Raw genomic sequence first — 23667 nt, 5'->3', positions numbered from 1 at the left:
TGTATTTATAGAAGTTCATTTCAAAATACTAATTAATCGCTATTTCATAATGAAAATTATCTGCTAAGCCAAACGACTCACGGTATTCGACTGCCACACCTTCAAGGTTTTTTGCAATACGGCATACCTTAACCAAAGGATCTTCAAGCTTATTATTTAAATGGCTATCTTTAATATTTTTCTCGAAAGTTAACCGTTCTGTTGCAGAAGAAATAAATTGACCACAGTGCTGATAATAAAAAGGATAAAGTAGATTCCCAAACTCAGCGATTGGAATTTCTTCCAGATTTTTAAATAAGCGTTCAGGCAACCAAATTCGCTCACTTAACACAACGACTTCTTCATGTTTACGGACACGCTCGATATAAATCAACTTTTCATTAAGCCCAAGTCCCAGCTCTGCATTCACCTCTGGTATTGCATCGCACACTTCAACTTTTTTGATTTGTCCTTGTGGCTGAATGAACTCGCCTTTTTTATTACGTAATCTAAAAAAACGGATAAGTGAATTTTCAAAATTAGGTTGCTTAAGAAAGGTTCCTTTTCCTTGCTGTTTCACTAATAGGCCGTCTTCGACTAGCCCTTCTACGGCTTTTCTTAGGGTTCCCACCGATACGCTATACATTTGAGCAAGCTCTTGTTCACTTGGAATAGGCTCTTCAACTGTCCATTTTGACTGAATCAGTAGCTTTTGAAGCTCCCAACGAACCTTTTCATATCGTGGCAATTTAAAATTTTTAAATGCAGTCTCATCAAGCATTTGCGTTAAACATTATGAAATCGATTTGACAATATTAGCATAGTTATATGTAATACAAAAAACCAAACATATATATGTTTAGATGTTTATATATTTATCAAGGAAGATAATATGGCTGCATTGATGCTTATAACTTTAGCCGTATCTATAGGTTTAGGTTATAAAACCAAAATCAATATTGGATTTTTTGCAATAGCATTTGCCTACCTGATTGGCTGCTTTGGCATGGGACTTAAGCCTTCAGAAGTTATTGAGCTATGGCCTGTCAAAATTTTCTTTATTATTTTATCCGTTACTTTGTTTTATAACTTTGCTTTGGCAAATGGCGCACTAGAGAAGCTTGCCAGCCATCTTTTATATAAATGCCGTAAGTTTCCTCAGTTTTTACCTTTAGCGATTTTTTTCGCAGCAACCATTATTGCAGGCTTAGGTGCTGGTTTTTATACAGTACTTGCCTTTATGGCACCCATTACACTGCTGCTGTGTAAAAAAACTAATATGAATATGATTATTGGTGGGATGGCTGCAAATTACGGCGCTTTAGCTGGCGCAAATTTTATGACATCGCAAAGTGGCATTATTTTCCGAAGCTTAATGGAAAATAATGCCATTAGCTCACAAACAGCTTTTTCATATAGCAGTGGAATTTTTGTCTTAACTTTAATTATTCCGATTGCGGTGTTGGGAATTTATACCCTCTGGAATAGAAAAAGTAATTCAATTGTGATTGAAGATCAAAAGCCTGAACCATTCGACAAAAAACAGAAACAATCCATCTTCCTTATTATTTTAATGATGTCGATTGTTTTAGTTTTTCCAATCTTGCACCTTGTTTTTCCCGATGTAAAAACGATTAGCTTTTTAAACTCTAAAATTGATATAGCCTTCCTTGCGATTACCTTCTCGCTCATTAGTTTACTTATGAAACTTGCGGATGAGAAAAAGGTCATTGCACTGGTGCCTTGGGGAACACTGATCATGATTTGCGGTGTCGGTATGCTCATCGCATTAGGTGTAAAGCTTGGCATTATTACTACCCTTTCTGAATGGTTAGCAAACAATGTTCCTGTGTGGGTCATTCCCGTACTTTTATGTCTGATCAGTGCCATTATGTCTGTATTTTCAAGCACTCTCGGCGTAGTTGCTCCTACCTTATTCCCAATTGTTCCAGCACTTGCTCTTACATCTGGGCTAAATCCACTTGTACTGTTTATTTGTATTGTGGTTGGCGCTCAGTCTACAGCGATTTCTCCTTTCTCGTCTGGCGGTAGCCTCATTATGGCTTCAGCTCCAGCAGATATCGACAAAACCAAATTCTTTAATCAACTGTTATTTAAAGCAATTCCTGTAGGAGTCATTGCTGCTTTAATCGCTATTTTCGCTTTAAAATTTGTAATGTGAGATGAAAATGAACTGTATAGATACACATGCACATGTTTTTTCGACTCAGGACCACAGTATCGAAACAGCACGGTACGCACCTGATTACAATGCAACTGTACAAAGTTTTATTTCTCATCTGGATGAACACAATTTCACGCATGGAGTTTTGGTTCAACCCAGCTTTTTGGGTACCAATAACCAAGCGATGTTAAATGCAATTCAGCAATACCCTAACCGCTTAAAAGGGATCGCCGTTGTTCAACATACAACGACTCTTGATGAGCTCGCGAATCTCAAGGCACAAGGCATCGTTGGTGTTCGCTTAAATCTATTCGGTCTTAACCCTCCTGCACTAAATACACCTGACTGGCAAAAATTTTTACGAAATGTGGAGAGCCTCAACTGGCAAGTTGAATTACACGCACCGCCAAAATATCTGGTTCAGCTTTTACCCCAATTGAATGAATACCACTTCGATGTCGTAATTGACCATTTTGGCCGGGTTGACCCTGTTAAAGGGATTGAAGATCCGGATTATCAGAAGTTTTTAAGCTTACTTAACGCAAAACAGCACTGGATTAAAGTGTCCGGTTTCTACCGTTTAGGCACTAGTCCAAAAAACATAAATATAGTCCAACGGGCATATAACATTTTCAAAGAAAAAGGTTTTTTACACAAACTCATTTGGGGAAGCGATTGGCCGCATACCCAACATGAATCTTCAATAACTTATGAGGGCGCATTTAAAACTTTTAAACACATCGTGTTTGATAAACACGAGCAATGTTTAATTTTAAATCAGAACCCAACCGAGCTGTTTGATTTCTCACGTACATAAGGAGTATGTATGAAAAATGATATCGCTATATCGGAAGTAGAAAAGTCAACGATACGTAAACTTTCTTTTCGTATTCTTCCCTTCCTCATTCTTTGTTATTTCATCGCCTATATTGATCGGGTAAATATTGGTTTTGCCGCATTAACCATGAACCAAGAAATTGGTTTAACTGCTACTGCCTTTGGTTTTGGTGCCACCTTATTTTTTATTGCATATGTCATATTTGAGATTCCAAGTAACATGGCAATGGAAAAGCTGGGTGCGCGCATCTGGATTGCCAGAATCATGATTACTTGGGGAATTGTCGGTTTCTGTACCGCTTTTATTACTGGCCCTATCTCATATGCAATTTCACGGTTTTTACTTGGTGCGGCCGAAGCAGGATTTTTCCCAGGCGTATTACTGTATTTAACGTTATGGTTCCCTAAGCGATATATGGCCCGAATTGTTGCCGTATTTATGGTTGCCATTCCTTTATCTAACTTTATTGGCTCACCTTTATCTGCCTTACTATTAGGCTTACATGGTTTAGTTGGTTTAAGTGGATGGCAAGTTCTTTTAATTTTTGAGGCATTACCTGCAATTTTGCTTGGTATATTGTGTTTAGTTTGGCTTCCAAATAACCCGAATCAAGTAAAATGGTTAAGTTCCGAACAAAGAGAATGGCTATCGAACACCTTAACTTTTGAAAAGAACCAATTATTAAATACTGAAAAACAAGACACTGCCGAGCAGAAAAAGAGTAAGTTTAAGCTTCTAATTACCAATAAATATTTGTGGTTTTTCGCGATTATTTATGCAGGAAGTTCAGCAACCAGCAATATTTTATCGTTATGGATGCCACAAATTTTAAAGGCTTTCCATTTAACGGCCATGCAGACGGGTCTTTTAAATATGATTCCGTTTGGTTTAGCTGCCGCTTTCATGATTGTTTGGGGCGTACATGCCGATAAAAGTGGCAATAAAAGTCTCAACACAGCTATTCCATTGTTTGTGACGAGTTTTGGTTTACTCCTTACTCTTTTCACATCATCTTTAACATTGAGCTTGCTTTTATTCTCACTCGTTTTGATGGGTAACTATGCCATTAAAGGTCCTTTCTGGGCGTTGGTTTCTGAGCGCTTACCACCTACTTTAGTTGCTGTTGGTATTGCAGCGGTAAATACTATCGCACATGTAGGTACTGGCCTTATGAACTCTATTATGGGCATAGTGAAAGATTACTCAGGGAGCTTCCCTGTGTCACTTTTACCACTCTGCATTCTTACCTTTATTGGTGCCGTGATTGCATTGTATTTGGGAAAAAAACCGACTTTACCTAAGGTACAGAAGGTTCAAAATATGGTTTAGGTTTTGATATATAAGAAAAAAGACCAATTAACTGGTCTTTTTTTTATTTATACATCACTATTTAAAATCACTCATTAAAAAACCCAACGAAGTAGGTCATTTATATTCTATATAATAGCTGTTGCCATCAGAACTATTGAAAACCATATTTAAAGTAGGGTAAATAAATTCACCTCTTAACAAAATATATTCAACCTTGGTTCTCTGAAATCTAGATGAATGATTGATTCTATTAGTATTTACCTCTGTATAGTTTGCCTGTGCTTTTGTTTCTTTTCCTTTGTAATCAATAATTGTAATGTCTTTTAGCATTAATATGCTCCAATTTAATTAGACATATTATGCTTAACGAAATTTTTATACTATCAATATTTTGTAGGCAACTAATTTAAATTAATTTTTAAAATTTACACATCTTTACCTTAAGAAAATTTATATATGTGTGTTTTATGTACCCCTACTTGAAATTGAGATAGCATAATTCCGAATTTTAAAGGATAAGACTCAACAGGTTATATATAATTGATTTTATTTATGAAATATACAGTCGAAATAAAGTTCATTTGTATGACATATCAACACATATAAGTCTTAAAACAACCGTAATGTAAAGTGATTTAAAGCGTAGTATGAACTTTCCCTAGTGAAGATAAGAAGATAAAAATGTCAGGTTTTAAAAGTTTTTCTCAAAATACAACTAACAACGCTAATATCATTAAAGCCCAAATGAATAAGCATTCTGCAACACAACCACCTACCGAAACTCAACCATCAGAAGTTCCTGGCACCGTAAAAGATCTGCCTGAGAATAATGATCAACCTGATCCTAATAACAAATAATTTCTGATTAACAGTGCCTTGGAAGTTGTTTTGAGGTCCTGCTACTATAAAGAATAAATTAGTGCACTGATTTATTATACTATTAACTACTTTTATCAATTTGATTTGTTTAGTTATTTAAGAAATTACAGCCATTCATTCCAGAAAATTGATATGACTAGTCTCTCAGATATGAGGGGCTTTTTTAATTGTGTTTCCACTTAACCAGTACTTACCCACTCATTAAAAAGAGCACCTAAGTGCCCTCTCATTCTTATTGATTTTTGTATAAAGCAAAATTTATTGCCCTATCATATGCCTGTTCCTGTAGCTCCGTATATACATAAAAGTGCTGTTCTGTTTTGGTAACAGGGTTAATAAGTTTCATTGGTTCATAACTATGAGTATTTAAATCATTAGGGTCAACATCAAAAGCTTCTAATTGCTGCTCTCGCCATTCTCCACTTAGTACACCACCTACACAAAGCCATTTCGTTGTATTGTCTGACATATCTAATCCATATTTTTGGAGGTGTTCACATACCATATCACGCCGATCTTTGAGCTGTATTATTTTTTTTATATCTAAAAAAATCGATCATCTAATTAGATGACTTCTTCAGCAAAGTAATTCTAAGAACCATAACAAAAAGCCCATCTTCCGATGAGCTTTTATTTAACTAAATTTAAGAATATGCATTAGACTTTAAATTCTGCTAATACAAAGTTTTTTACTATTTCATCAAAAGTTGGTTTCAGAAGAGCTGGCTTGCTATTTTTTATAGTTTCATACCAATAACTCGCTGCAACTCCCATACTGAACAAAGCTAACAATTTCATTGCTCACCTCACTTATTGGGAAGAGTGGAATTCAAATTAGCATCAGCGTTTGTAGCGTTCCAACTCGTTTTAGAGAGGTTTCTGTATATTTTTCAAGCAATATGTAATAAAAAAGAGTTGTCAATAGATTGTTAATGCCTAATTTATCAAACTTTGGTCTAGTTCACCCTATAAATTATTTTATATTATTATATGTAAATATAATTTTATGTAATTTACTGAATTTATTATATATTTATTAACATAAATTTAATCAATATTGAAAAACTTAAAGAGGAATCAACTTCAAAAAATGGTTTTACTTAATCATAAAAATCTTTAATCAATTAATTTATAAAGTTTTATAAATTACAATCTTTTAATAATTTAGGATTTTTCTTACTTATGTTTCAAATTATAGAGTTAATACTTCAATCAAATAATCTTCCTGAAAAATTTACAATCATTACTGCTATAATTGGATTTACTGTTGTAACTTTAAGTTATATTAAACAACAAGAGCTTTTTAAAGATGGTTTATCTTTATACTCAAAATATATCAATAGAAAAATTAACAGGATAAAAGCATATATTTCTGCTGGAAATTTATCTCCAGAACAGTTAATAAGATTTCAACATAGAATAGAGATATTAACACTACAAGGTTTATTGAAACTTAAAATCTATAATTTAGATTTTCTTAATTTTTTTAATGGTTATGAAGATGCCATCCATGCACGAATGCTATATCTGAATGCTTATGATTTTGTTCAGTTTAATGAAGAAACAAAAGCTATAGAACTAAAAAAACCAATTGATGAAGATTGTGCGGAACAGCTTTCAAAAATTGGTGAATTCTTATTTTTTTTAAATGGTGTTATAGCTTACATTATTTTCGTAATCCCAGTTGTTTTCTTTCCTCAATATTTGAGTCCTAATAACGTATTTTGGATTCTTGCTATTATTTTTCCCGTTATGCTTACTCAAATCTATTTGGGTTCTAAACTAATGAAATATATGAAACGTAGAAAGTATGCACTTGAACTTATTAAATTAAAAAGAATTACTTCAATCCAGATTAATAATTAATTTAAAATAATTCTTCGGGGTTATTCATGAAACCAGCTATTGTTATTGGAAATGTTACCGACCACGGTGGAGTCGTTAGTGTTGGTGATAATTCTTATCTTGTTGATGGTAAAGCAGCTCATCTGGAAGGAATGACTCACTTCTGTCCCAAGTGCAAAGTTACGGTTATTGCTCTCTCAAGTAGTCCACTTGTAGTTATTAATGGTCGGGCAATAATTGTTGCAGGTGATAAAGCTAGCTGTGGCGCATCTTTCTTACCAAGTCAAAGTTTATGGGTACGTGATCAAGGCAGTTCCTGTAGCTCTGGAAGCTCTAAAACAAACAATAGTTTTGTTCAAAATACAGAAAAAGAAAATAGTGTAATTTTTCAGTTTAATAACCCCAAAACAGGTAAACCATTACCCGATTTTCCATACGAATTGACCCTTCCAACTGGTGAAAAAATTCAAGGTAAAACAAATAATGCTGGAAAGACTGAACTTGCAGTTACGGGCGTTAAACCTGAACAAGTCAAAATCGAAACCTTAGATCTTTCAGAACCAATGCCACCTCTGGAGTAAGAATTATGGGTAATCAGCCAATTACTAAAAATATTCCCCCTACTAGCAAAGCTTGGGATGGTTATCCCTCTAAAGTTGAAAGCTGTAATGTTCCTAAACCATTTTGCTATTTACAACTTGATCGCCCACTTGCAATGCCTTACACCTTTATGATGTCTGCACAACAGTGGGAATATGTAGAAAAAAGAAATAAGCTAGAATTTTTATTGGCTGTGAGATTTGGCATGGAATATGATATTGCTAAATTAAATGAGGATGTTTTGATCTCTACAGGTTTCCATACGGGCATGTATGTTAAATTTCAAAATTATTTAAGAAAACACTATCAAAAAGATGCTGTTGTATTAATGGGCGTTTTTCAAAGTAATGCTTTTACCACAAGGTTTGGAACAACTTTTGCCATTGAAGATTTAGTAGGCCTAAAAGGTGCTATCGATGATTTGAGGATAGACGATATCATGACTGGGGCACATATGATTTCACGAAAAAATGGTCATGCTACACAAATTAATAGAAAGATGTATCGACAAAACTTTAACCAAGACTACAATCCAACTATGTTAAAAACCTTAGCTGCTCAAGGATTGTATCCTGATGAAATCGAAGGAATCTTCTAGAATGAAGAAATATTTATTAATTTGCCTTTTACCTATTTTTGCTACTGCTTGTAGTGCTAAACCAACCCCACAAGAAGAACTAGATATTCAAGCTACCTTTTTGCCTACTGTATTCAATCTTGATGCTGGTACTTATGCTTTAGCACCGAAAGAAGCTCCTACTGCTTTAACTAAACAATTGTATGATGATGCATTATTTAAGCTTGGTTTATTAAAAAGATATGATGACCAAGCAAGTGCGGAGTCCAAACTTGAAAAGTCTGTGAGACCTGTTGCTTTAAATACTTTATGTTTAATGAGTAAGTTTGTTAATAACCCAACTTATATAAAAGCTGTAAAGCATAGTATTGAGCAAGAGCCTGATTTAAATAAATGGCTCAAGGAACAACAACCAAAGTGGCAAGAAGCTTTGAAAAAAGAGGACAAGGAAATTTTTGATCATCCTTGTTTATAAAAAGTAGATTTCTAAAGAAAAGAAGCGTAACTACTAGTTATTCTTCTTTCTATTACTTACCATTAGTTGTTTGACAATAAACTGCTAAAGTTAGTTACATACTTTTGCCACTTTAAAAAAGTCTTTTGTATTATAAAACATACTAATTTCTCCCCATTTTACGTTATCTTTCTCTCTATAAATTATATCTTTAACAACAGTGCCATCCGAGTTAATGACAGCATCCGCTACCAATGCCGCTTGTTGAGTATTACAGTTTATTTTCATTTTAATAAATCTTTTACCTAACCAAGTGGGACGACCATTGGGCTTCATAACTCCAGTAAACATCATAGAAATTATGGGGTATCCATCACTATAATGTTCACGTACACCAGGCCTAATATACGTAGCATCTGAATTGTTTTTAGTTAAAAATACCCATGTAATATCATTTTCGATAATATTTTTTTCTTCAACTTTATTTGTCGAAAGATAAGTTGCAATAGACTCATTCTTAATATGCTGTGGGACAAGATCTGTTTTGGAATGAGCTACTTCTCTACTATCTTTTTTTAAATTCTCTCTACAGCTTGTTTTGGAACTTCATTTTGATTGCTAGAAGATGACTGATCATAAATTGTATTTGGTTGAGAATAATTATAAGGATAACTGCCACTTGAAGATGTAGTTTTTGTACCTACCTTTCCATTATATGGATTGACGTTACCAACTGTACTCCAATTATTATAAAGTCGTCCATCTGGTTTAGAACGGATGTGTGGACTTACATAGGTTCCATTTTTGCGATAATATCCCCGTACTGCTACACCTGCATGAACAAAAGATATATAGAAATTGCTAGCCAGAAGTAAACCGACAAATGTAAAAGTAGTTTTAATGGTCATATTAATGCTCAAGAATATTTTAGTTTATTCATCAATAATACAGTTTTATTTAAAAAATGACTTTAAGTAATCCGATATTGCCTAATTATGCCACTACACCTCAAGCAATAAAACTAAGAAAAAGAGACCTTTTATGGCCTCTTTTTCTAAAAAATAGAACTTGGTAAAAGCTTTTAAATTTATTTTTTCATTAGTTTAAAAGCAACTACATAGTCACCGGGCGGTGTTTGCATAAAGTAATGGCCACCTGCAACAATGACAACATACTGCTCTCCATCAATAGAATAAGTCATAGGTGTTGCTTGTCCACCCGCAGGTAATTTGGCACTCCAGATCGACTTACCCGTTTTACTGTCAAAGGCATGCAAACGGTTATCAGTTGCAGCAGCAACGAATACAACTCCACCATCTGTAATAATAGGCCCACCATTATTAGGTGTACCAATATTAATAGGTAAATATGTTGGCAATCCAAATGGACCATTGTGCTCTGCTGTTCCCAAAGGTTTTTGCCAAATCACTTTCTTGGTGTTCATATTAATAGCGGTAACCATTCCATATGGTGGTTCATTGCATAATACATTGGTAATTGGAGCATAGAATGGTTGAACATTTACTGCATAAGGAGATTCAGCCATTGCTGCAATTGAGCCATTTTTCTTAGCACTAAATTTCGGATCATCCATCGGTAAAATACCTTCTTGATCTGCTTTAGCTCGTGCAACCAACTGGTTGTACATTGGGGTATTACTCCAGTTAGCGATCAAAATACCATTTTTAGGGTTATAGGCTATGCTTCCCCAATCACTACCACCATTAAATCCAGGATATTGAATCCATGGTTTATTAACCGTAGGAGGAGTAAATTCACCAACATAATATGCTTGTCTATATTTAATACGACAAAGCATTTGATCAATTGGTGATATGCCCCACATTTTTGATTCTGTTAAATCTGAAAACCCTAACCGAGGAATATCTACAGACCATGGTTGTGTAGGCGAACGCACATCATCTGGAATAACAGATTCAGGAGCTTGGCGCTCGACAACTTTTGAAATGGGTTTGCCTGTAATTCGGTTTAATACAAATGTTTGTCCTCTTTTTGTTGGCATAATGAGCGCTGGAACAATCTTTCCTGATTGATCTTTATAATCAAGTAGAGTTGCTTGTGATCCTAAATCATAATCCCATGCGTCCTTATGAACAGTTTGAAAGCTCCATTTTTTTACCCCTGTTTGAGCATCCAATGCAACAACTGCGGTAGAAACTTGATTTTCTTCTTCTGTACGTAAAGCGCTATAGTAGTCGGGGGCCGAACTTCCTGTTGGAACATAGACTGTATTTAATTTTTCATCAACAGTCATAACTGTCCAAGAGTTAGGCGTACCACGGCTATAGGTTTCACCTTTTGGAGGTAATCCATGTCGATTTGGTTGTCTTACATCCCAAGCCCATTTAAGAGAACCAGTATCAACATCATATGCACGTATTACCCCGGATGGTGCTGTACGGCGTTGGTTATCTTGAACTTTATGGTTGACTACAACTACTCCATTTACTACAGGGGGTGGCGATGTAACAGCCATGAATCCTGGAACTGTATGACCAATTCCTTCTAGCAAGTTCACATGTCCGTTTGTACCAAATTGGGGACATGCCTTTCCTGTTTTTGCATCTACCGCTATAAGTTGCATATCTAGCGTGCCTTCAATCACCTTTTCATGACATATTTCATTCTCAGGAATTACTTTTGAAGTATAGAACGTGACACCGCGACACACTGCAGTCGACGGTAATTTCTCGTAAGCTAAATTATGCTTATATTCCCAAATTTTCTTACCAGTACGCGCATCTAATTTCAGCATGTTATTAGTAGCAGTACACAAGTAAAGAGCATCATTGACTTTAATTGGTGTTGTTTGGGCAGCCCATTTATTTTTTTTATCTACAGGAGGCATATCTCCTGTACGCGTTACCCACACTTGTTTTAATTGATTAATATTTTCAGGGTTAATTTGATTAGTGGGTGAAAAACGGGTTCCCTGCGCATCTCGTCCATAATACCGCCAATCTTCAGTAGGCTGTTGATTATCCGAATGGTATTGAGTAAGAGCTGTATTTGGAATTTGGCTTTGATCAAATGTAGAGTAATGTGGAAACCAAGCTAATGCACCGGCTATAATAAAACATAAAATGATTAGACCTGTTAAAATACGAGAGATTCTTTTGCTAACGCCTTGTTCAATATAAGGTAAAAGCAAAGTTAAAAATAAAGTAAAAATAGCAATTGTTGCAACCCTAGGTATCCACCCCCAGTATCGATCACCTACCTCCCACATTGTCCATATTAAAGTATAAATAAAGACGCCAGCAAAAATTTTAGCTCCTAGCAATTTATTTCTGAATAAATAAAAACTTGAGACTAAAAGTAAAAGCCCTGTTATCAGATAATAACTAGATCCATTCAGATAGATTAAATACGCACCCCCACAGTACAATATAAGGGCAAATATCATTTGAAATAGTGCATAGGTTTTTATAAAAAAAATATGCATATTAGTAGGTGCATCTTTCATTAATACCTCTTTAATTTTTATAGAACATGAGAGTGCTAATGAATAGTTAACTAACCTCTTTAAATATGATTTTTTTCAATACTTAAAGACTCATTTTTAATTCACGCTTTCTTATTATATTTTTTTTAACGCAAATCTTTGTTGCCAAATTCACAACTTTAAATTTCACTTTTGACAACATAATTTATCTTTAAATTATAATTTTAATTATTTATTTAAATTTCATTCTACAAAATACGTTATTTCTATAATCTATTTTATGACTATAAAATATAAAAGAGGAACACTCGTATGTTCCTCTTTTTACATAAAATTTATTGAGAAAAACTTGATTCAAACTTTAGAACTTCTTGTATAGAACTTCTTTTTTCCAAGTTATATTTCAAATTGAGAATCTTAGGCCATTTCTCTAAGTCTATAGAAAAATAGTCACACCAATGAAGCATTACAAAGAAATAGAAATCTGCGATTGAGATTTCATTGCCGTTTAAATACTGATTTGAATGAAGTTTATTTTCAATAAAATCGAAACTTCTTGACAACTTATGTTTGGATACTTCAATCCAAGGATCAATCTTTTCTTTGTAGAAAAAAGCAGAGAAATTTTTATGTATATCCATACTAATAAATGACAATAGACTCATCATTTCATAACGTTCAAAAGAACTAGATTTGGGTATTAGATTTTTCTCTGGAACCAAGTCAGCTAAATAAGTCAGTATTGTTGTAACTTCAGTTATGACTTTACCATTTTCAAGTCCAAGTGCTGGAACTGCCCCTTTAGGATTAATCTTTAAATAATCCAATCCGGATCCAGTGACTTTTGTTGATAAGTCTACAAACTCTGTATCAAATACTTGCCCTGTTTCTTTTAAAGCAATATGAATCGCCATTGAACAGGCATGAGGATAAAAAAATAATCTCATTGATAACAACCATTATTTAAATAGAAAAATAAAGGTAAAAATACAAATATGTACCTTTACCTTTTGAAATTATTTAAGTTTCTTATCTACACTCAGGCCACCTGCGCCAAAGATAACAAGAGCCAGTAGACCTCCAGCCATTGAAATGTTTTTCATAAACATAATTTGGCTGTTCATATCAGAACCACTGTGAAATAGCACTGCTGCCACTAACGAGAAACCAAACAATAGAAATGCTGCAAGTCGCGTTTGAAGGCCAATCAATACAAGGAAACCACCTCCAAACTCAACCAGAATTGCTAATGGCAATAATGCAGATGACACTCCCATAGACTCCATATATCCAGCATTACTCGAATATTGAAATATCTTTCCTAATCCGGATAAGACAAAAATTACAGATATCATTACCCGCATTAGAAGTGATGCAAATCCAAATACTTTTGGATGTTGGATAATTTTTTCGATTGAGTTATTAATTCTAGTCATAATTATTCTCTCTCAGTTTGGAACAGGCATAGCAAACATTTGTGGAATACTATTAATTGCTTTACTAATTGATTGAGAACGAGTTGGAAAAGCCATTCCTTCAGCACGTACTACAAATACGTCTTGTATACCTAAGAAATTAAAAATATCTTTTAAATAAGATTCTTGATGATCCATAGGAAATTGATCACCATAAGCACTACCGCGAGCACTCACAATAATAACTTTCTTACCAGAAACTAAGCCTTGTGGCCCATTCTCTGTATATCTGAAAGTCCGACCTGCAATTAAAATTCGGTCAATCCATGCTTTCAATGTAGTGGGAATACTCAAGTTGTACATCGGTGCCCCTAGTACAAAAATATCTGTTTCTTCAAATTGTTGAAGAATACGTTCATCAACTTGTGCTTCTTCACTCAAACTATCAAAGTGTTTTGAAAAATGTGGAAGTGGTTCTACATGCAAGTCGCGATAGGTTACCTCTAAAGGACCATGTTTTTTTAACTCTTGAACTACTGCTTGCCCAATCTCCCGAGTAGCCGAGAATTCACCGAGAGCACTTGAGTCTAAATGTAAAAGTTTCATTTCATACCTATAAGGGTTTTAAGTCGTGAAATGAGTTTATTCGTTTTATATTTGCCACTTAAGCCCTATAATCGGGAACATATGTTGCAAAAAATGCAACCAACAAAGATAAAGTTCGAAGTAAGATAAATTATTGGTTCATTAAGGTTAAAACACCGATGAAAGATTTAAATGATTTATATATTTTTGCTTTAATTGTCGAACATGGTGGTCTAAGTAAAGTAGAACAAAAAACAGGTATATCTAAATCAAAATTAAGCCGAAGACTCTCAAATTTAGAGAAAAATTTAAACGTAAAATTATTACAACGAGACTCTAGACAAATTAAGCTTACGGCAATCGGCGAGCAGATTTATCAATATGTACAATCAATGCTTTTAGAAGCGCAAACTGTTTATGACTTAATAGATCAGTTACGCGGCGAGCCGATTGGATCAATTACTGTAAGCATTCCTATAGATGTTGCAGAAAGAATTATGCCTCTCATTCTTCCTGAATTTATGGATAGATACCCAAAAGTAGAAATCAAATTTATTGTTACCAACAAGAGAGTTGATATCCTTAAAGAATCTGTCGATATTGGGATCCGTATTCGACAGAATTTAGATAGCGATCACAATTTAGTGATGAGACATCTTGGTTATACACAATCAGTATTAGTCGCCAGTCCACAATATCTCAACCAATATGGTACACCTACGCATCCTAGCGATTTAAGTAAGCATAAATTGTTAAGTAATATCGAAAATGAAAATCAAACTTGGTTCTTTAGCAATCAAACTATTAATGAAAACGTAAGTTTGCCTATAAAACCATTTATCAAAGCTGCAAGTTTAACTTTGCTTAATTGTTTAGCTACCGATGGAAAAGGTATCGCTTTGCTGCCTTTGTTAAAATGCAAAAGCCTGATATTAGAAAAGAAACTTATCGTCGTTTTACCTGAATGGGAACTTCCAACTGGAAATTTTCATTTAATCTTTCCATCTCGAAGCGGTGCTTTACCAGCATCAAAGGTTTTTCTTGATTTCTTAATCGAAAAAATTCCTCCTCTACTCAAAGAAATGCAGGATATCTAATTAAAATCAATATATAAAAAGTCTATACCCGATTTTAGGTATAGACATTTTTTACTATTGATAGGCATACATTAATAAAGCTGTGATTTCACCATTCTTTGGAACTGAAGTTTCAAACCCATAATATTGTCCATATTTTGGTCGTAAATATTCAGTTGCCTGATTACCTATTGCATCAAGATATGCTGGTAGCTGGGCCATATGTGAATTTGTTTTCTGAGGATCAGGAGCTCCTACTCCCCACTGCACCACGCCATATGATTGGCCCACTGCTTGTTTCATATCTTTTAGGAACTCTAAATAGAAATCTACATCAGCTTTAGATCCAACATTTCCATGGCCACCACTCAGAAATACCCAATTTAAACTTTTTAATTCTTTTAAATTTTCTTCAAAATAAAGAGGAACTTCAGCACCAGCGAAACCCCAATAAGGTAATTGATCGGCATTTATTAGATCGGGAATATGTGCAACTTTCTCACTTGGAATTAACCAAACACCTGTATCAGCAGTATGTGCTGCATATTTGAAACCATGTACTTGAACATTCACCCCTTCAAAATTAAAACTACCATTTTTAAAAGGAATTGTTTCAGTAGGTTTTGGCAATTTACTTTTAATTCGGTTTAAAAGCTCTGCTGTAGCATCAGATGAAATAATACGTACTTTGACACCTGCCTTTTTAGAAGCTTCAACAATTACTGGAGCTGAGCTGATATGGTCAGCGTGCGCATGCGAATAGACAATTGTTGTAACAGGTAGTTTTGTTACTTCTGAGATCGCTTTTAAAATCTTTTCTCCAGCATTTTCAACTGGGTCAAATAACAGTACTCCTTTTTCACCTACATAAAACATCGTTCCATAAAATTGAGATTGAAAAAAATAAGTATGTTCTGTCATACGTTGCAGTACATACTCTTGCTGAAGATTTCGGTTATATAGCCGGTCAATTTTTTCCGATGGATTTAAAGCTTTTTTACTCGATTGGGAAACATAAATCGCATTTACAGTAGAGGGAGCTTCTGGAATATCTATCGTACTTTGAGCATTGGCTCCATGACTTATGTTCAAATACATTAAGCCTAGTAGTGTGGTATTTAAAAAGATCTTTTTCATTCGAAACCTCAGATATACAATTAAATTAAATGTTCTATACTTGATAAAAACATTCTTATATTTCTGATTTCGAAAGATTAAAACAAGCTACTAAAATAAGAACTTAAGTTGCAAAAATAAGAACAGTCAGCAGTTATTTTTTAACTTAATATTCTCGTATTAATAAATTTTTTTTAAATATAAATGCTCAACGCTATTTTCTAGATTCGTAACAGGCTTTTTTTAAGTTTTCCATTGCCTCTGCTGGCATAGGTGCTGTCATCATTGCATGATAATTCATACATTCTGGGGTCTCTTCCTTTTGCACATTCTGATTAGTAACACAGGCAGAGATAATAAAAGGGATAGATAATATTCCTAACAATTTCATAAGCAAATTCCCAAATTATGATGAAATAATTCTAAATAATTTTATTTTAATATATGTTTGATTTTGTTAAAAAAGAAAATTTACTTCATACAACAACTTTAAAAAAATATTAATTTTTAAAATGAAACAATTAATTGAAAAATATAACTTAATTAAAATTTGGAATTATCGGATATAAATCTGGATAAATTGGATATCTTATATCCTATAAAAAACAATAATAAAGCTTAAAAGCATCTTCATCTTTAACCTAAATTCATAAAACCTATTCTACATTTTTATGAATATTTAAATAAATTTCAGGAATGTATATGATTAAAATAGATGTGAACGATATTGTAGATAGAGAAAAACTAGCCCCCCTCCAGTGGGTAGTCTTTGTTTTAGGTTTCTTAGTATTTTTCTGTGATGGACTTGATACTGGAATCATAGGTTTTATAGCACCACCTTTGTTAGATGAATGGCAAATTTCAAAGGCCGAATTAGCTCCTGTATTTGGTGCTGCTTTAATCGGTATGAGTATTGGCGCCTTAATATCAGGTATTTTTGCAGATAAGTTTGGCCGAAAGAAAATAATGATTATCAGCATGCTAATCTTATCTATATTTACAATAATCTCTGCTTACTCGACCAATACAGCAGAACTCATTATCTATAGATTTATTACTGGACTTGGGTTAGGTGCAACAATGCCTAATGTTAGTACAATCGTTTCAGAATATATGCCTAAAAAGCATCGAGCATTTCTCACGGGTTTAGCTGGTTGTGGATTTCTAATGGGAGTATCTTCTGGAGGGTTCCTTTCAGCTTATCTATTAAAAATTTTTAGTTGGTCTGAATTATTAATTATTATTGGCTTGATACCTGCATTACTTACCCTTGTACTCATTTTCTCCCTGCCTGAATCCACACAATTCCTTATTATCAATAACCAACAGAATAAAGCACTTTTAATTTTAGAAAAAATACATGGAAAAAAAATTGAGAAAGAGTTTGTCTTATCTTTAGCGGAAAAGGAAGTTGTTGAACAAAATAATCCACTTAAAGATATCTTTAGCAAATACTTATTTGGTTCATTAATGTTATGGCTTTGCTCTTTTATGAGTTTATTAGTGTTTTATCTTTTTACAAGCTGGATGCCTACAATTTTAAAAACTGTTGGTTTTGATCTACAACAATTAAGTCTTATGTCTACTTTATTCCCATTCGGGGGTGTGATTGGAGCTATGATCATGTGTAGATTTATGGATAGATTAAATCCAACCAAAGTGATTACTTCTTCATATTTCTCGGCATTCTTATTATTCATTCTTCTTAGCTTTACGCATACAAACATTAGCCTCTTTTCAATACTGATCTTTATGATTGGAGGCCTATTAGCAGGTGCCCAAACAGCATTATTTCCGTTAGCTACTCTTTTTTATCCAGCGAACTGTAGGGGCTCTGGCGTTTCATGGATGCATGGAATAAGCCGTATTGGGGCAATTTTAGGATCATTTTTAGGTTCTTTCATTTTTACTTTAAAGCTAGATATGAGTTCAATTTTCTTAAGTTTAGCCGTACCTAGTTTTATTGCTTTTATTTGTTTAGCACTTAAGTGGTATCGGGAGCTAAATATAGCTAAACAAAAATTTAAAGTTGTCTGAACTAATTAATTACTATCCTTTTATTAAATAAATTGTTATCGAGGCTTATATGACAGACCTATTCTTCTCAAATCTTCAAGAAAGAGAAATTCAATACAATGCAAGAAATTCAGTGGCTGATTTTGATGCTTGTATGAAGGAATATGCACGACTTGCGCAGAAATCCAAAGATGCGATTACAGGCTTATATAATCTACATTACGGCTTAGCTAGAAGAGAAACATTAGATATTTTTCCAGCAAAGAAACAGCCTTCACCAATTTTTATCTATATCCATGGAGGCTATTGGCGGGCACAAAGTAAAGATGATGCTTGCTCTATGGCTGAAAATTTTGTAGCACATGGAATAGCGGTGTCTACAATTGAATATAGCCTCTGTCCTCAAGCATCACTTTTTGAAATTGTGAGAGAAGTAAGAACATCGATTGCTTGGATTTACCATAATGCTAAAAATTATGGCATAGACCCTGAGCAAATATATATAGGCGGGAGTTCAGCTGGAGGACATTTGGTTGCAATGCTGTGGAATGATTGTTGGCAAGAAGAATTTAATTTGCCAAAAAATGTCATTAAAGGTGTTCTTGGGTTAAGTGGCCTTTATAATTTATTACCCTTATGTGATACCAACATTAATGAATGGCTTAAACTCAGTCCAGAACAAGCAACTAACCTCAGCCCTTATGAAAATTTACCATTGCCAGAAAATGCTGCACCACTCATACTCAGTGTAGGAGAGCTAGAGACAGAAGGTTTCAAAAATCAAACCAATTTTTTCTACTCAATATGCAAAGAAAAAGGATTAAACGTTTCATTAATTAAAGATGAAGGACATAATCATTTTGATATTGTGAATACCCTTGCCGACAAAGATAGTCTGTTATTTAAAAAAATGTATGAAATAATCTCTGACTAAGTTTATAAGATTATGGCTCTTTCAATAGAGCCATCTATTTATAAATGTATTTGCTTATTTGTAAAAAACCTCTCCACCACCACATCCCTCTCTTCCAAACTTTTTGAGCTTAAAATCTGGAACATCAAGCCATCAATTAAGTTTAAAACCATGTCGGCACTTGGTTTTAGTGCATGGGTGTCCAAACTAAAAACTAAATCAAAAAGTTCTTTAAGCAGCCATTTTCTATATTCAAGCGCTATACGGTAGGCCTGCGGGTAAATCTGTTTAGTTTCAAAAATGGCTTTAAGTAATAGATAGTACAGGCTATTAAAATTGACATGTAAAACAATAATCTCTTTAAGTTTATCGCTTGAGGTTCGGTAACGGCTTGAGTAGATAATTGCCAGCACTTCTTCTTTGAGTTTGCTTTTTTGAAAGGATACGCACATTTCAATAAGTCGCTGTTTTGAGTGAAAGTAGTTATAAAAAGTGGCCTTAGGAATTTTGGATTTTTTGACAATTAAGTCCACACCCGCATTGTGAAATCCATAGAGATTGAACAGCTCAATTGCGGTATGAAGAACCTGTAATTTTTTGGAAGATCTTTCTAAAGTTGGCATCGTTTTACCGTTATAAATTCTTGTTGTTGCTAAAAGAGATAAAAAAGCCTGTGCCTTTTCTTGGAGAAAAAAAGGCACAGCAAAGCCGTAAAGACTGTGCTTGGCACATCTCAAGTTTTATTGTTGCTAAGTTTTAGACGTAATGATTTAAAGCCTGAAAAGCCTATGGCTCATCAAACTGCTTTAAATTGATTTAAGTTGTGTCGAGATAGTTTTTGACAGTGACTGCCGATAATTTATGAATGTGCATAGCCAACTCCTTCTTTTGGGAGTTCTGCCAAAGCATTATAAGTTATGGTGGCAGAACGGAAGCAGGTTGACGGACTGGGTAAGACTCCAGCACACCCGAAGGTGTCCCACTCCCGTCCTACCGCTACGGGAGGGAACGGGGTGTGCACATATGAGTATCCCTCAGAAGGAATGGCTCTGATGTGGTCTTACAAACTCGGTCCGTCAAAACCGACTGGCAATGTAGGCCAGCCCGCAAATGGTAATCTTGAACAATTAAGGTGTCAATGTGAAATTGGCTAGAAATTATTTAATTAATTATTGTTTTTCATTAGATTACATAATTAACTAAAACTATAAATATCAACTTAATAATATCTTATAAATACAATCATTTTCTTAGACTAATACAAACCCTTAATAGCTTATTAAGTGGAATTGTGTTACTATTTTTTTAGTAGTCACCATTAAGTTGATTAATTTGATATGAGTAAAAATAGCAATCTTGAAGTCTGCCCAATCGCCAGAACACTTTCAGTTTTAGGTGATGCGTGGAGCATGTTGATATTACGAGATGCTCATGCAGGTTTTACACGTTTTGATCAGTTTCGTAAAAGCTTAGGCATTGCACCAACCATGCTAACAAAACGGTTAGCTGTTTTAGTAGAAGAAGGCTTACTCGAAAAAAGACAATATTCTGAACACCCACCACGTGAAGAGTATGTATTAACTCAAGCAGGTAAAGATTTTTTACCAGCTTTATTTGTGATTGGTGCATGGGGTCGAAAATATAAACCCTTTGAGCAACCTGAGAAAATGGTAACTTTCATTGATGCAGAACAAGGCACTGAAATCAAACCTATTGTAATTGACCAAGTGACGGGAGCCGAAATTGGTACTCGCCCGATCAGTCAAAAGTAATGAATGATTTAAATATAAAAGCACTCAATTGGAGTGCTTTTTATTGGCCTGATGTAAAGTAAATGGGTTATTTTGCTCGGCTACGTTGGGTGGCATAAGTTCCCCAACCACTGAGTAAAACTGATTTAATAAATGCCCATAACCCACTTTCCTTAGGTTTCGGCTCTTTACCTTTACCAATCCGTTTGAGTTGTTGGGTATACCAAAGTACTTCCATAATCCCCAGACTATCAATTTTTTTGATGCCAGTTTTGATGGGTTGCACTGACTGAAAACCATTTTTTCCTGCCAGTAAAGATTTGGGTACATCAGGTTCAATTGCCATAAGTCTTGCAATTCCAATAACATCACATGCATGTGACTGCAAAGCTTGATCCATACCTTCTACAGTTCGGAATCCACCTGTTACCATCAACGGCGTTTTTACGAGTGTTCTTACTTTTTCGGCGAAATCAATAAAGAAAGCTTCGCGTGCGATTGTCGATGCTTTTTGTGGAGCTTTGGCTACTCCAGATTCGTAGGTACCACCCGATATTTCAATCAGGTCAATGCCTGCATTCGCTAATGCCTGAATGGTTTCTAAAGAATCTTGCTCGGTAAACCCGCCTTTTTGAAAGTCTGCCGAGTTAAGCTTAATCGCAATAGGAAACTCTTTACCGACTTGTTTTCGGATCTCTGCATAAACTTCCATTAAGAAACGGCGACGTTTTTCTGGTGTACCACCCCACTCATCATTTCTTAAATTGTGCAAAGGTGACAAAAACTGGTTAATCAGATAACCATGCGCAGCGTGAATCTCAACTCCACTAAAGCCAGCCTTTTTACATATCGCAGCGCTACGCCCAAAACGCTGAATAATTTCTAAAATCTCTTCGTGTGTTGCTTCATCAGGTGTTGCAAATAAAGACTGCATTTCTGCACCAAATGGCACTGCCGATGCAGAAATATTCCGTACATTTAATCCTTTCGGTGATTGTTTTCCCGGATGATTTAACTGTGCCCATAATTGAGAACCTTGTTCGGTCACGGTTTTTGCCCATTTCTGTAAAATTGCAAAATCACGTTCATCCTCAACCACTACATTACCAGCCTCACCTAAGGCTTTGCGGTCAATCATAATGTTGCCAGTTATGATCATCCCAATCCCTGATGCGGCCCAACGCTGATATAGCCGAACATGTTTTTCGTTTGGATTATTTGAATAGCTGGCTAAAGTTTCACTGGTTGCAGCCTTCGCTAACCGGTTTGGAATGATGACACCATTCGGTAAAGTTAAAGGCTGATTCAAAAGATTCGTTTTTAATTGCAGATGAGTCATGGCTTATCTCACACAGTTAAAGAGGGTTTTGAATGGGGTTGAATAAAGTCCACTAAACTTTGAAACCACATCACATCCACAAAATTTCCAGTAATGACAAGGTCTTGTGTTTTAAGTGCAGTTAAAAAAGTGTTTACACTGTCTTTCGCTGACAACACGGCAAACCCTTTGCTACCCGTTTTAAACGTAAAGGTAAAACTTGGTGATTTGGTTAGCCCTGAGTAAGAGTTAATCTTGCCATTTTTCACTTCGAAATAGCGGCCTTCACCACTTGCTGTTTGAATCTGAAAGATGACATTTTTATCTTTCACATAAGCTGCGCATTTCGGGTTCTTTTTTACAGCACGCTGCATGAGCTTGGTCAGCATCCACAGCAATAATTTAAATTTCATCATTTTTATCTTCTTGATTCATCAAATTGAATGGACGGAACTCATGGGCATTATTCATCTAAAAACTGGATTGCATGTTTTACGAAGCGTTCAGGGTACTGAAATTGGGCACCATGTCCTGCATCGGGATAAATAAATAGCTGAGCGTTTGGAATGTTAAGTGCCATGTGATATGCATTGATGGTCGGAATCATCACATCATCGACACCATTTAAAATGAAAGTAGGTTGTTTAATCTCACGTAAATGTGCAAAAGGATCTTGTTCATCAAGTTTAGGTAAAAAATGCATATTGGCTTCTATTTGTGCCTGCATGACTTCAACTGAGCTTGCTGGATCTTGGTTTTTACGCTCATGGCGACGTTGCCAAAATTCATGACCCGCCTGAATAGCAGCTTCAGATCGGCCAAAAAATAAAAAGAGGAAGTTTTCTTCAGAAGGCACAGCAGTTGTTGCATGCTTCAATACCAAAGCGGCAACTTCTGGATCATCTCCACGTGGTTTGCCACCTCTTGGTCCCGTACCTAAAAGCATTAGTTTTCTGACGAGTTCAGGGTGGCGACGTACTAAATCTTGTGCCTGAAACCCGCCCAGTGAAAAGCCTAATAGGTCAACCTGCTTTAAGCCTAATGCACGAATGACTGCTGCCGCGTCGTCTGCCATATCTTCAATGCGAGTACGGGGTTGGCCAGTAGATGAAGCAATGCCGCGGCCGTTAAACAAAATGACTTCACGTCCTTGAGCTAAACCATTAGTAATCAGTGGATCCCAATTGTCTAAACCACCTCGGAAATGCTGAAGAAAAAATAGCGGTGGTTGCCCTGCATTTGAGTTACCCCATCGACGATAGGCAAAATTTGCTCCATCTACTTCAATGAATTGGGTCTCGGCTGTTTGGTGTGTAATTGTTGTCATGGTCATAGTCCTAAAT

The 23667-nt window shown here is 35.1% G+C and carries 28 protein-coding genes; 12 read left to right on the top strand and 16 right to left on the bottom strand.

Features of this window, described 5'->3' with window-relative positions:
* Positions 1 to 28: 28 nt before the first annotated feature.
* The gene (locus AC1PJ9_RS13830) at positions 29 to 760 is read right to left on the bottom strand and encodes a GntR family transcriptional regulator (RefSeq protein WP_311087556.1); all 732 of its coding nucleotides are present in this window, start codon (positions 758 to 760) and stop codon (positions 29 to 31) included.
* Positions 761 to 871: 111 nt separating this feature from the next.
* On the opposite strand from AC1PJ9_RS13830, the gene AC1PJ9_RS13825 reads away from it, so the two are divergent.
* The 3 genes from AC1PJ9_RS13825 to AC1PJ9_RS13815 are packed head-to-tail and all read left to right on the top strand — an operon-like array spanning position 872 to position 4331.
* A complete protein-coding gene (locus AC1PJ9_RS13825; protein WP_263613777.1) occupies positions 872 to 2161 on the top strand; it encodes an SLC13 family permease in 1290 nt (429 codons plus the stop codon).
* Positions 2162 to 2168: 7 nt separating this feature from the next.
* Positions 2169 to 2981: an amidohydrolase family protein gene (locus AC1PJ9_RS13820; protein WP_263613778.1), complete on the top strand. Its 813-nt coding sequence runs from the start codon at positions 2169 to 2171 to the stop codon at positions 2979 to 2981.
* A 9-nt stretch (positions 2982 to 2990) separates the two neighbouring features.
* Complete coding sequence (locus AC1PJ9_RS13815) at positions 2991 to 4331, top strand: MFS transporter (protein ID WP_311087555.1); 1341 nt, start codon at positions 2991 to 2993, stop codon at positions 4329 to 4331.
* Positions 4332 to 4427: 96 nt separating this feature from the next.
* Here AC1PJ9_RS13815 and AC1PJ9_RS13810 read toward each other — a convergent pair whose 3' ends face one another.
* Complete coding sequence (locus AC1PJ9_RS13810) at positions 4428 to 4643, bottom strand: hypothetical protein (protein WP_311087554.1); 216 nt, start codon at positions 4641 to 4643, stop codon at positions 4428 to 4430.
* 351 nt (positions 4644 to 4994) lie between these two features.
* On the opposite strand from AC1PJ9_RS13810, the gene AC1PJ9_RS13805 reads away from it, so the two are divergent.
* Entirely contained in the window at positions 4995 to 5171 is a 177-nt protein-coding gene (locus AC1PJ9_RS13805; RefSeq protein ID WP_171302305.1) for a hypothetical protein, read from the top strand.
* 253 nt (positions 5172 to 5424) lie between these two features.
* Here the strand turns inward: AC1PJ9_RS13805 and AC1PJ9_RS13800 are convergent, their stop codons facing one another.
* A complete protein-coding gene (locus AC1PJ9_RS13800) occupies positions 5425 to 5661 on the bottom strand; it encodes a hypothetical protein (protein ID WP_151762408.1) in 237 nt (78 codons plus the stop codon).
* A gap of 188 nt (positions 5662 to 5849) precedes the next feature.
* Positions 5850 to 5990 carry a hypothetical protein gene (locus AC1PJ9_RS13795; RefSeq protein ID WP_100291305.1) on the bottom strand — a complete coding sequence of 47 codons (141 nt, stop codon included), beginning with the start codon at positions 5988 to 5990 and terminating at the stop codon, positions 5850 to 5852.
* Between the two features lie 384 nt (positions 5991 to 6374).
* Between AC1PJ9_RS13795 and AC1PJ9_RS13790 the strand changes: the two genes are divergently transcribed.
* Genes AC1PJ9_RS13790 through AC1PJ9_RS13775 form a run of 4 tightly spaced genes read left to right on the top strand, consistent with a single transcriptional unit; the run spans position 6375 to position 8689 of the window.
* A complete protein-coding gene (locus tag AC1PJ9_RS13790; protein WP_311087552.1) occupies positions 6375 to 7058 on the top strand; it encodes a hypothetical protein in 684 nt (227 codons plus the stop codon).
* 26 nt (positions 7059 to 7084) lie between these two features.
* Positions 7085 to 7618 (top strand): PAAR domain-containing protein, encoded by a 534-nt coding sequence (locus AC1PJ9_RS13785; protein ID WP_311087551.1) that lies wholly within the window; start codon positions 7085 to 7087, stop codon positions 7616 to 7618.
* A 5-nt stretch (positions 7619 to 7623) separates the two neighbouring features.
* Entirely contained in the window at positions 7624 to 8235 is a 612-nt protein-coding gene (locus tag AC1PJ9_RS13780; RefSeq protein ID WP_311087550.1) for a hypothetical protein, read from the top strand.
* 1 nt (position 8236) lies between these two features.
* The gene (locus AC1PJ9_RS13775; protein WP_262750135.1) at positions 8237 to 8689 is read left to right on the top strand and encodes a putative periplasmic lipoprotein; all 453 of its coding nucleotides are present in this window, start codon (positions 8237 to 8239) and stop codon (positions 8687 to 8689) included.
* 90 nt (positions 8690 to 8779) lie between these two features.
* On the opposite strand, the gene AC1PJ9_RS13770 is transcribed toward AC1PJ9_RS13775, so the two are convergent.
* The 6 genes from AC1PJ9_RS13770 to AC1PJ9_RS13745 form a co-directional block, all read right to left on the bottom strand.
* Positions 8780 to 9022, bottom strand: a complete 243-nt coding sequence (locus AC1PJ9_RS13770) for a hypothetical protein (protein WP_004834638.1) — start codon at positions 9020 to 9022, stop codon at positions 8780 to 8782.
* Positions 9023 to 9243: 221 nt separating this feature from the next.
* Entirely contained in the window at positions 9244 to 9576 is a 333-nt protein-coding gene (locus tag AC1PJ9_RS13765) for a hypothetical protein (RefSeq protein WP_311087549.1), read from the bottom strand.
* A gap of 179 nt (positions 9577 to 9755) precedes the next feature.
* Positions 9756 to 12155, bottom strand: a complete 2400-nt coding sequence (locus tag AC1PJ9_RS13760) for a membrane-bound PQQ-dependent dehydrogenase, glucose/quinate/shikimate family (protein WP_311087548.1) — start codon at positions 12153 to 12155, stop codon at positions 9756 to 9758.
* Between the two features lie 314 nt (positions 12156 to 12469).
* Complete coding sequence (locus AC1PJ9_RS13755) at positions 12470 to 13081, bottom strand: glutathione S-transferase family protein (protein WP_304457383.1); 612 nt, start codon at positions 13079 to 13081, stop codon at positions 12470 to 12472.
* 69 nt (positions 13082 to 13150) lie between these two features.
* Positions 13151 to 13570 carry a DoxX family protein gene (locus tag AC1PJ9_RS13750; RefSeq protein ID WP_311087546.1) on the bottom strand — a complete coding sequence of 140 codons (420 nt, stop codon included), beginning with the start codon at positions 13568 to 13570 and terminating at the stop codon, positions 13151 to 13153.
* Positions 13571 to 13582: 12 nt separating this feature from the next.
* Positions 13583 to 14155 carry an FMN-dependent NADH-azoreductase gene (locus AC1PJ9_RS13745; RefSeq protein WP_262442408.1) on the bottom strand — a complete coding sequence of 191 codons (573 nt, stop codon included), beginning with the start codon at positions 14153 to 14155 and terminating at the stop codon, positions 13583 to 13585.
* A 158-nt stretch (positions 14156 to 14313) separates the two neighbouring features.
* On the opposite strand from AC1PJ9_RS13745, the gene AC1PJ9_RS13740 reads away from it, so the two are divergent.
* The gene (locus AC1PJ9_RS13740; protein ID WP_000654049.1) at positions 14314 to 15231 is read left to right on the top strand and encodes a LysR substrate-binding domain-containing protein; all 918 of its coding nucleotides are present in this window, start codon (positions 14314 to 14316) and stop codon (positions 15229 to 15231) included.
* A gap of 54 nt (positions 15232 to 15285) precedes the next feature.
* Here the strand turns inward: AC1PJ9_RS13740 and AC1PJ9_RS13735 are convergent, their stop codons facing one another.
* Positions 15286 to 16347, bottom strand: a complete 1062-nt coding sequence (locus AC1PJ9_RS13735) for an MBL fold metallo-hydrolase (RefSeq protein WP_032052082.1) — start codon at positions 16345 to 16347, stop codon at positions 15286 to 15288.
* A 193-nt stretch (positions 16348 to 16540) separates the two neighbouring features.
* On the bottom strand, positions 16541 to 16717 hold the full coding sequence (locus tag AC1PJ9_RS13730; protein WP_017481060.1) for a hypothetical protein: 177 nt from the start codon (positions 16715 to 16717) through the stop codon (positions 16541 to 16543).
* A gap of 311 nt (positions 16718 to 17028) precedes the next feature.
* On the opposite strand from AC1PJ9_RS13730, the gene AC1PJ9_RS13725 reads away from it, so the two are divergent.
* Positions 17029 to 18363, top strand: a complete 1335-nt coding sequence (locus tag AC1PJ9_RS13725) for an MFS transporter (protein WP_032052081.1) — start codon at positions 17029 to 17031, stop codon at positions 18361 to 18363.
* Positions 18364 to 18412: 49 nt separating this feature from the next.
* Positions 18413 to 19276 carry an alpha/beta hydrolase gene (locus AC1PJ9_RS13720; RefSeq protein WP_032052080.1) on the top strand — a complete coding sequence of 288 codons (864 nt, stop codon included), beginning with the start codon at positions 18413 to 18415 and terminating at the stop codon, positions 19274 to 19276.
* 38 nt (positions 19277 to 19314) lie between these two features.
* Here AC1PJ9_RS13720 and AC1PJ9_RS13715 read toward each other — a convergent pair whose 3' ends face one another.
* Positions 19315 to 19878: a TetR/AcrR family transcriptional regulator gene (locus tag AC1PJ9_RS13715; protein ID WP_311088058.1), complete on the bottom strand. Its 564-nt coding sequence runs from the start codon at positions 19876 to 19878 to the stop codon at positions 19315 to 19317.
* Between the two features lie 714 nt (positions 19879 to 20592).
* Here AC1PJ9_RS13715 and AC1PJ9_RS13710 point away from each other — a divergent pair.
* The gene (locus tag AC1PJ9_RS13710; protein ID WP_311070945.1) at positions 20593 to 21027 is read left to right on the top strand and encodes a winged helix-turn-helix transcriptional regulator; all 435 of its coding nucleotides are present in this window, start codon (positions 20593 to 20595) and stop codon (positions 21025 to 21027) included.
* Positions 21028 to 21094: 67 nt separating this feature from the next.
* On the opposite strand, the gene AC1PJ9_RS13705 is transcribed toward AC1PJ9_RS13710, so the two are convergent.
* From AC1PJ9_RS13705 to AC1PJ9_RS13695, 3 genes are read right to left on the bottom strand one after another with little or no spacing between them, the layout of a single operon-like run.
* Positions 21095 to 22345, bottom strand: a complete 1251-nt coding sequence (locus AC1PJ9_RS13705) for an NADH:flavin oxidoreductase/NADH oxidase family protein (RefSeq protein WP_116763032.1) — start codon at positions 22343 to 22345, stop codon at positions 21095 to 21097.
* 8 nt (positions 22346 to 22353) lie between these two features.
* The gene (locus AC1PJ9_RS13700) at positions 22354 to 22740 is read right to left on the bottom strand and encodes a hypothetical protein (protein WP_004642957.1); all 387 of its coding nucleotides are present in this window, start codon (positions 22738 to 22740) and stop codon (positions 22354 to 22356) included.
* Positions 22741 to 22787: 47 nt separating this feature from the next.
* On the bottom strand, positions 22788 to 23651 hold the full coding sequence (locus AC1PJ9_RS13695; RefSeq protein ID WP_151988261.1) for an alpha/beta fold hydrolase: 864 nt from the start codon (positions 23649 to 23651) through the stop codon (positions 22788 to 22790).
* Between the last annotated feature and the right edge of the window lie 16 nt (positions 23652 to 23667).

Source organism: Acinetobacter sp. 70_2 (assembly GCF_056736115.1).
The sequence above is the reverse complement of the archived record's forward strand: the minus strand, read 5'-3'. Positions and strand labels throughout refer to the sequence as shown.

Bases quoted from the DNA above. Each gene is read 5' to 3' on its own strand.
- AC1PJ9_RS13830 (WP_311087556.1), bottom strand. From the start codon at position 760: ATGCTTGATGAGACTGCATTTAAAAATTTTAAATTGCCACGATATGAA.
- AC1PJ9_RS13825 (WP_263613777.1), top strand. From the start codon at position 872: ATGGCTGCATTGATGCTTATAACTTTAGCCGTATCTATAGGTTTAGGT.
- AC1PJ9_RS13820 (WP_263613778.1), top strand. From the start codon at position 2,169: ATGAACTGTATAGATACACATGCACATGTTTTTTCGACTCAGGACCAC.
- AC1PJ9_RS13815 (WP_311087555.1), top strand. From the start codon at position 2,991: ATGAAAAATGATATCGCTATATCGGAAGTAGAAAAGTCAACGATACGT.
- AC1PJ9_RS13810 (WP_311087554.1), bottom strand. From the start codon at position 4,643: ATGCTAAAAGACATTACAATTATTGATTACAAAGGAAAAGAAACAAAA.
- AC1PJ9_RS13805 (WP_171302305.1), top strand. From the start codon at position 4,995: ATGTCAGGTTTTAAAAGTTTTTCTCAAAATACAACTAACAACGCTAAT.
- AC1PJ9_RS13800 (WP_151762408.1), bottom strand. From the start codon at position 5,661: ATGTCAGACAATACAACGAAATGGCTTTGTGTAGGTGGTGTACTAAGT.
- AC1PJ9_RS13795 (WP_100291305.1), bottom strand. From the start codon at position 5,990: ATGAAATTGTTAGCTTTGTTCAGTATGGGAGTTGCAGCGAGTTATTGG.
- AC1PJ9_RS13790 (WP_311087552.1), top strand. From the start codon at position 6,375: ATGTTTCAAATTATAGAGTTAATACTTCAATCAAATAATCTTCCTGAA.
- AC1PJ9_RS13785 (WP_311087551.1), top strand. From the start codon at position 7,085: ATGAAACCAGCTATTGTTATTGGAAATGTTACCGACCACGGTGGAGTC.
- AC1PJ9_RS13780 (WP_311087550.1), top strand. From the start codon at position 7,624: ATGGGTAATCAGCCAATTACTAAAAATATTCCCCCTACTAGCAAAGCT.
- AC1PJ9_RS13775 (WP_262750135.1), top strand. From the start codon at position 8,237: ATGAAGAAATATTTATTAATTTGCCTTTTACCTATTTTTGCTACTGCT.
- AC1PJ9_RS13770 (WP_004834638.1), bottom strand. From the start codon at position 9,022: ATGATGTTTACTGGAGTTATGAAGCCCAATGGTCGTCCCACTTGGTTA.
- AC1PJ9_RS13765 (WP_311087549.1), bottom strand. From the start codon at position 9,576: ATGACCATTAAAACTACTTTTACATTTGTCGGTTTACTTCTGGCTAGC.
- AC1PJ9_RS13760 (WP_311087548.1), bottom strand. From the start codon at position 12,155: ATGAAAGATGCACCTACTAATATGCATATTTTTTTTATAAAAACCTAT.
- AC1PJ9_RS13755 (WP_304457383.1), bottom strand. From the start codon at position 13,081: ATGAGATTATTTTTTTATCCTCATGCCTGTTCAATGGCGATTCATATT.
- AC1PJ9_RS13750 (WP_311087546.1), bottom strand. From the start codon at position 13,570: ATGACTAGAATTAATAACTCAATCGAAAAAATTATCCAACATCCAAAA.
- AC1PJ9_RS13745 (WP_262442408.1), bottom strand. From the start codon at position 14,155: ATGAAACTTTTACATTTAGACTCAAGTGCTCTCGGTGAATTCTCGGCT.
- AC1PJ9_RS13740 (WP_000654049.1), top strand. From the start codon at position 14,314: ATGAAAGATTTAAATGATTTATATATTTTTGCTTTAATTGTCGAACAT.
- AC1PJ9_RS13735 (WP_032052082.1), bottom strand. From the start codon at position 16,347: ATGAAAAAGATCTTTTTAAATACCACACTACTAGGCTTAATGTATTTG.
- AC1PJ9_RS13730 (WP_017481060.1), bottom strand. From the start codon at position 16,717: ATGAAATTGTTAGGAATATTATCTATCCCTTTTATTATCTCTGCCTGT.
- AC1PJ9_RS13725 (WP_032052081.1), top strand. From the start codon at position 17,029: ATGATTAAAATAGATGTGAACGATATTGTAGATAGAGAAAAACTAGCC.
- AC1PJ9_RS13720 (WP_032052080.1), top strand. From the start codon at position 18,413: ATGACAGACCTATTCTTCTCAAATCTTCAAGAAAGAGAAATTCAATAC.
- AC1PJ9_RS13715 (WP_311088058.1), bottom strand. From the start codon at position 19,878: ATGCCAACTTTAGAAAGATCTTCCAAAAAATTACAGGTTCTTCATACC.
- AC1PJ9_RS13710 (WP_311070945.1), top strand. From the start codon at position 20,593: ATGAGTAAAAATAGCAATCTTGAAGTCTGCCCAATCGCCAGAACACTT.
- AC1PJ9_RS13705 (WP_116763032.1), bottom strand. From the start codon at position 22,345: ATGACTCATCTGCAATTAAAAACGAATCTTTTGAATCAGCCTTTAACT.
- AC1PJ9_RS13700 (WP_004642957.1), bottom strand. From the start codon at position 22,740: ATGATGAAATTTAAATTATTGCTGTGGATGCTGACCAAGCTCATGCAG.
- AC1PJ9_RS13695 (WP_151988261.1), bottom strand. From the start codon at position 23,651: ATGACAACAATTACACACCAAACAGCCGAGACCCAATTCATTGAAGTA.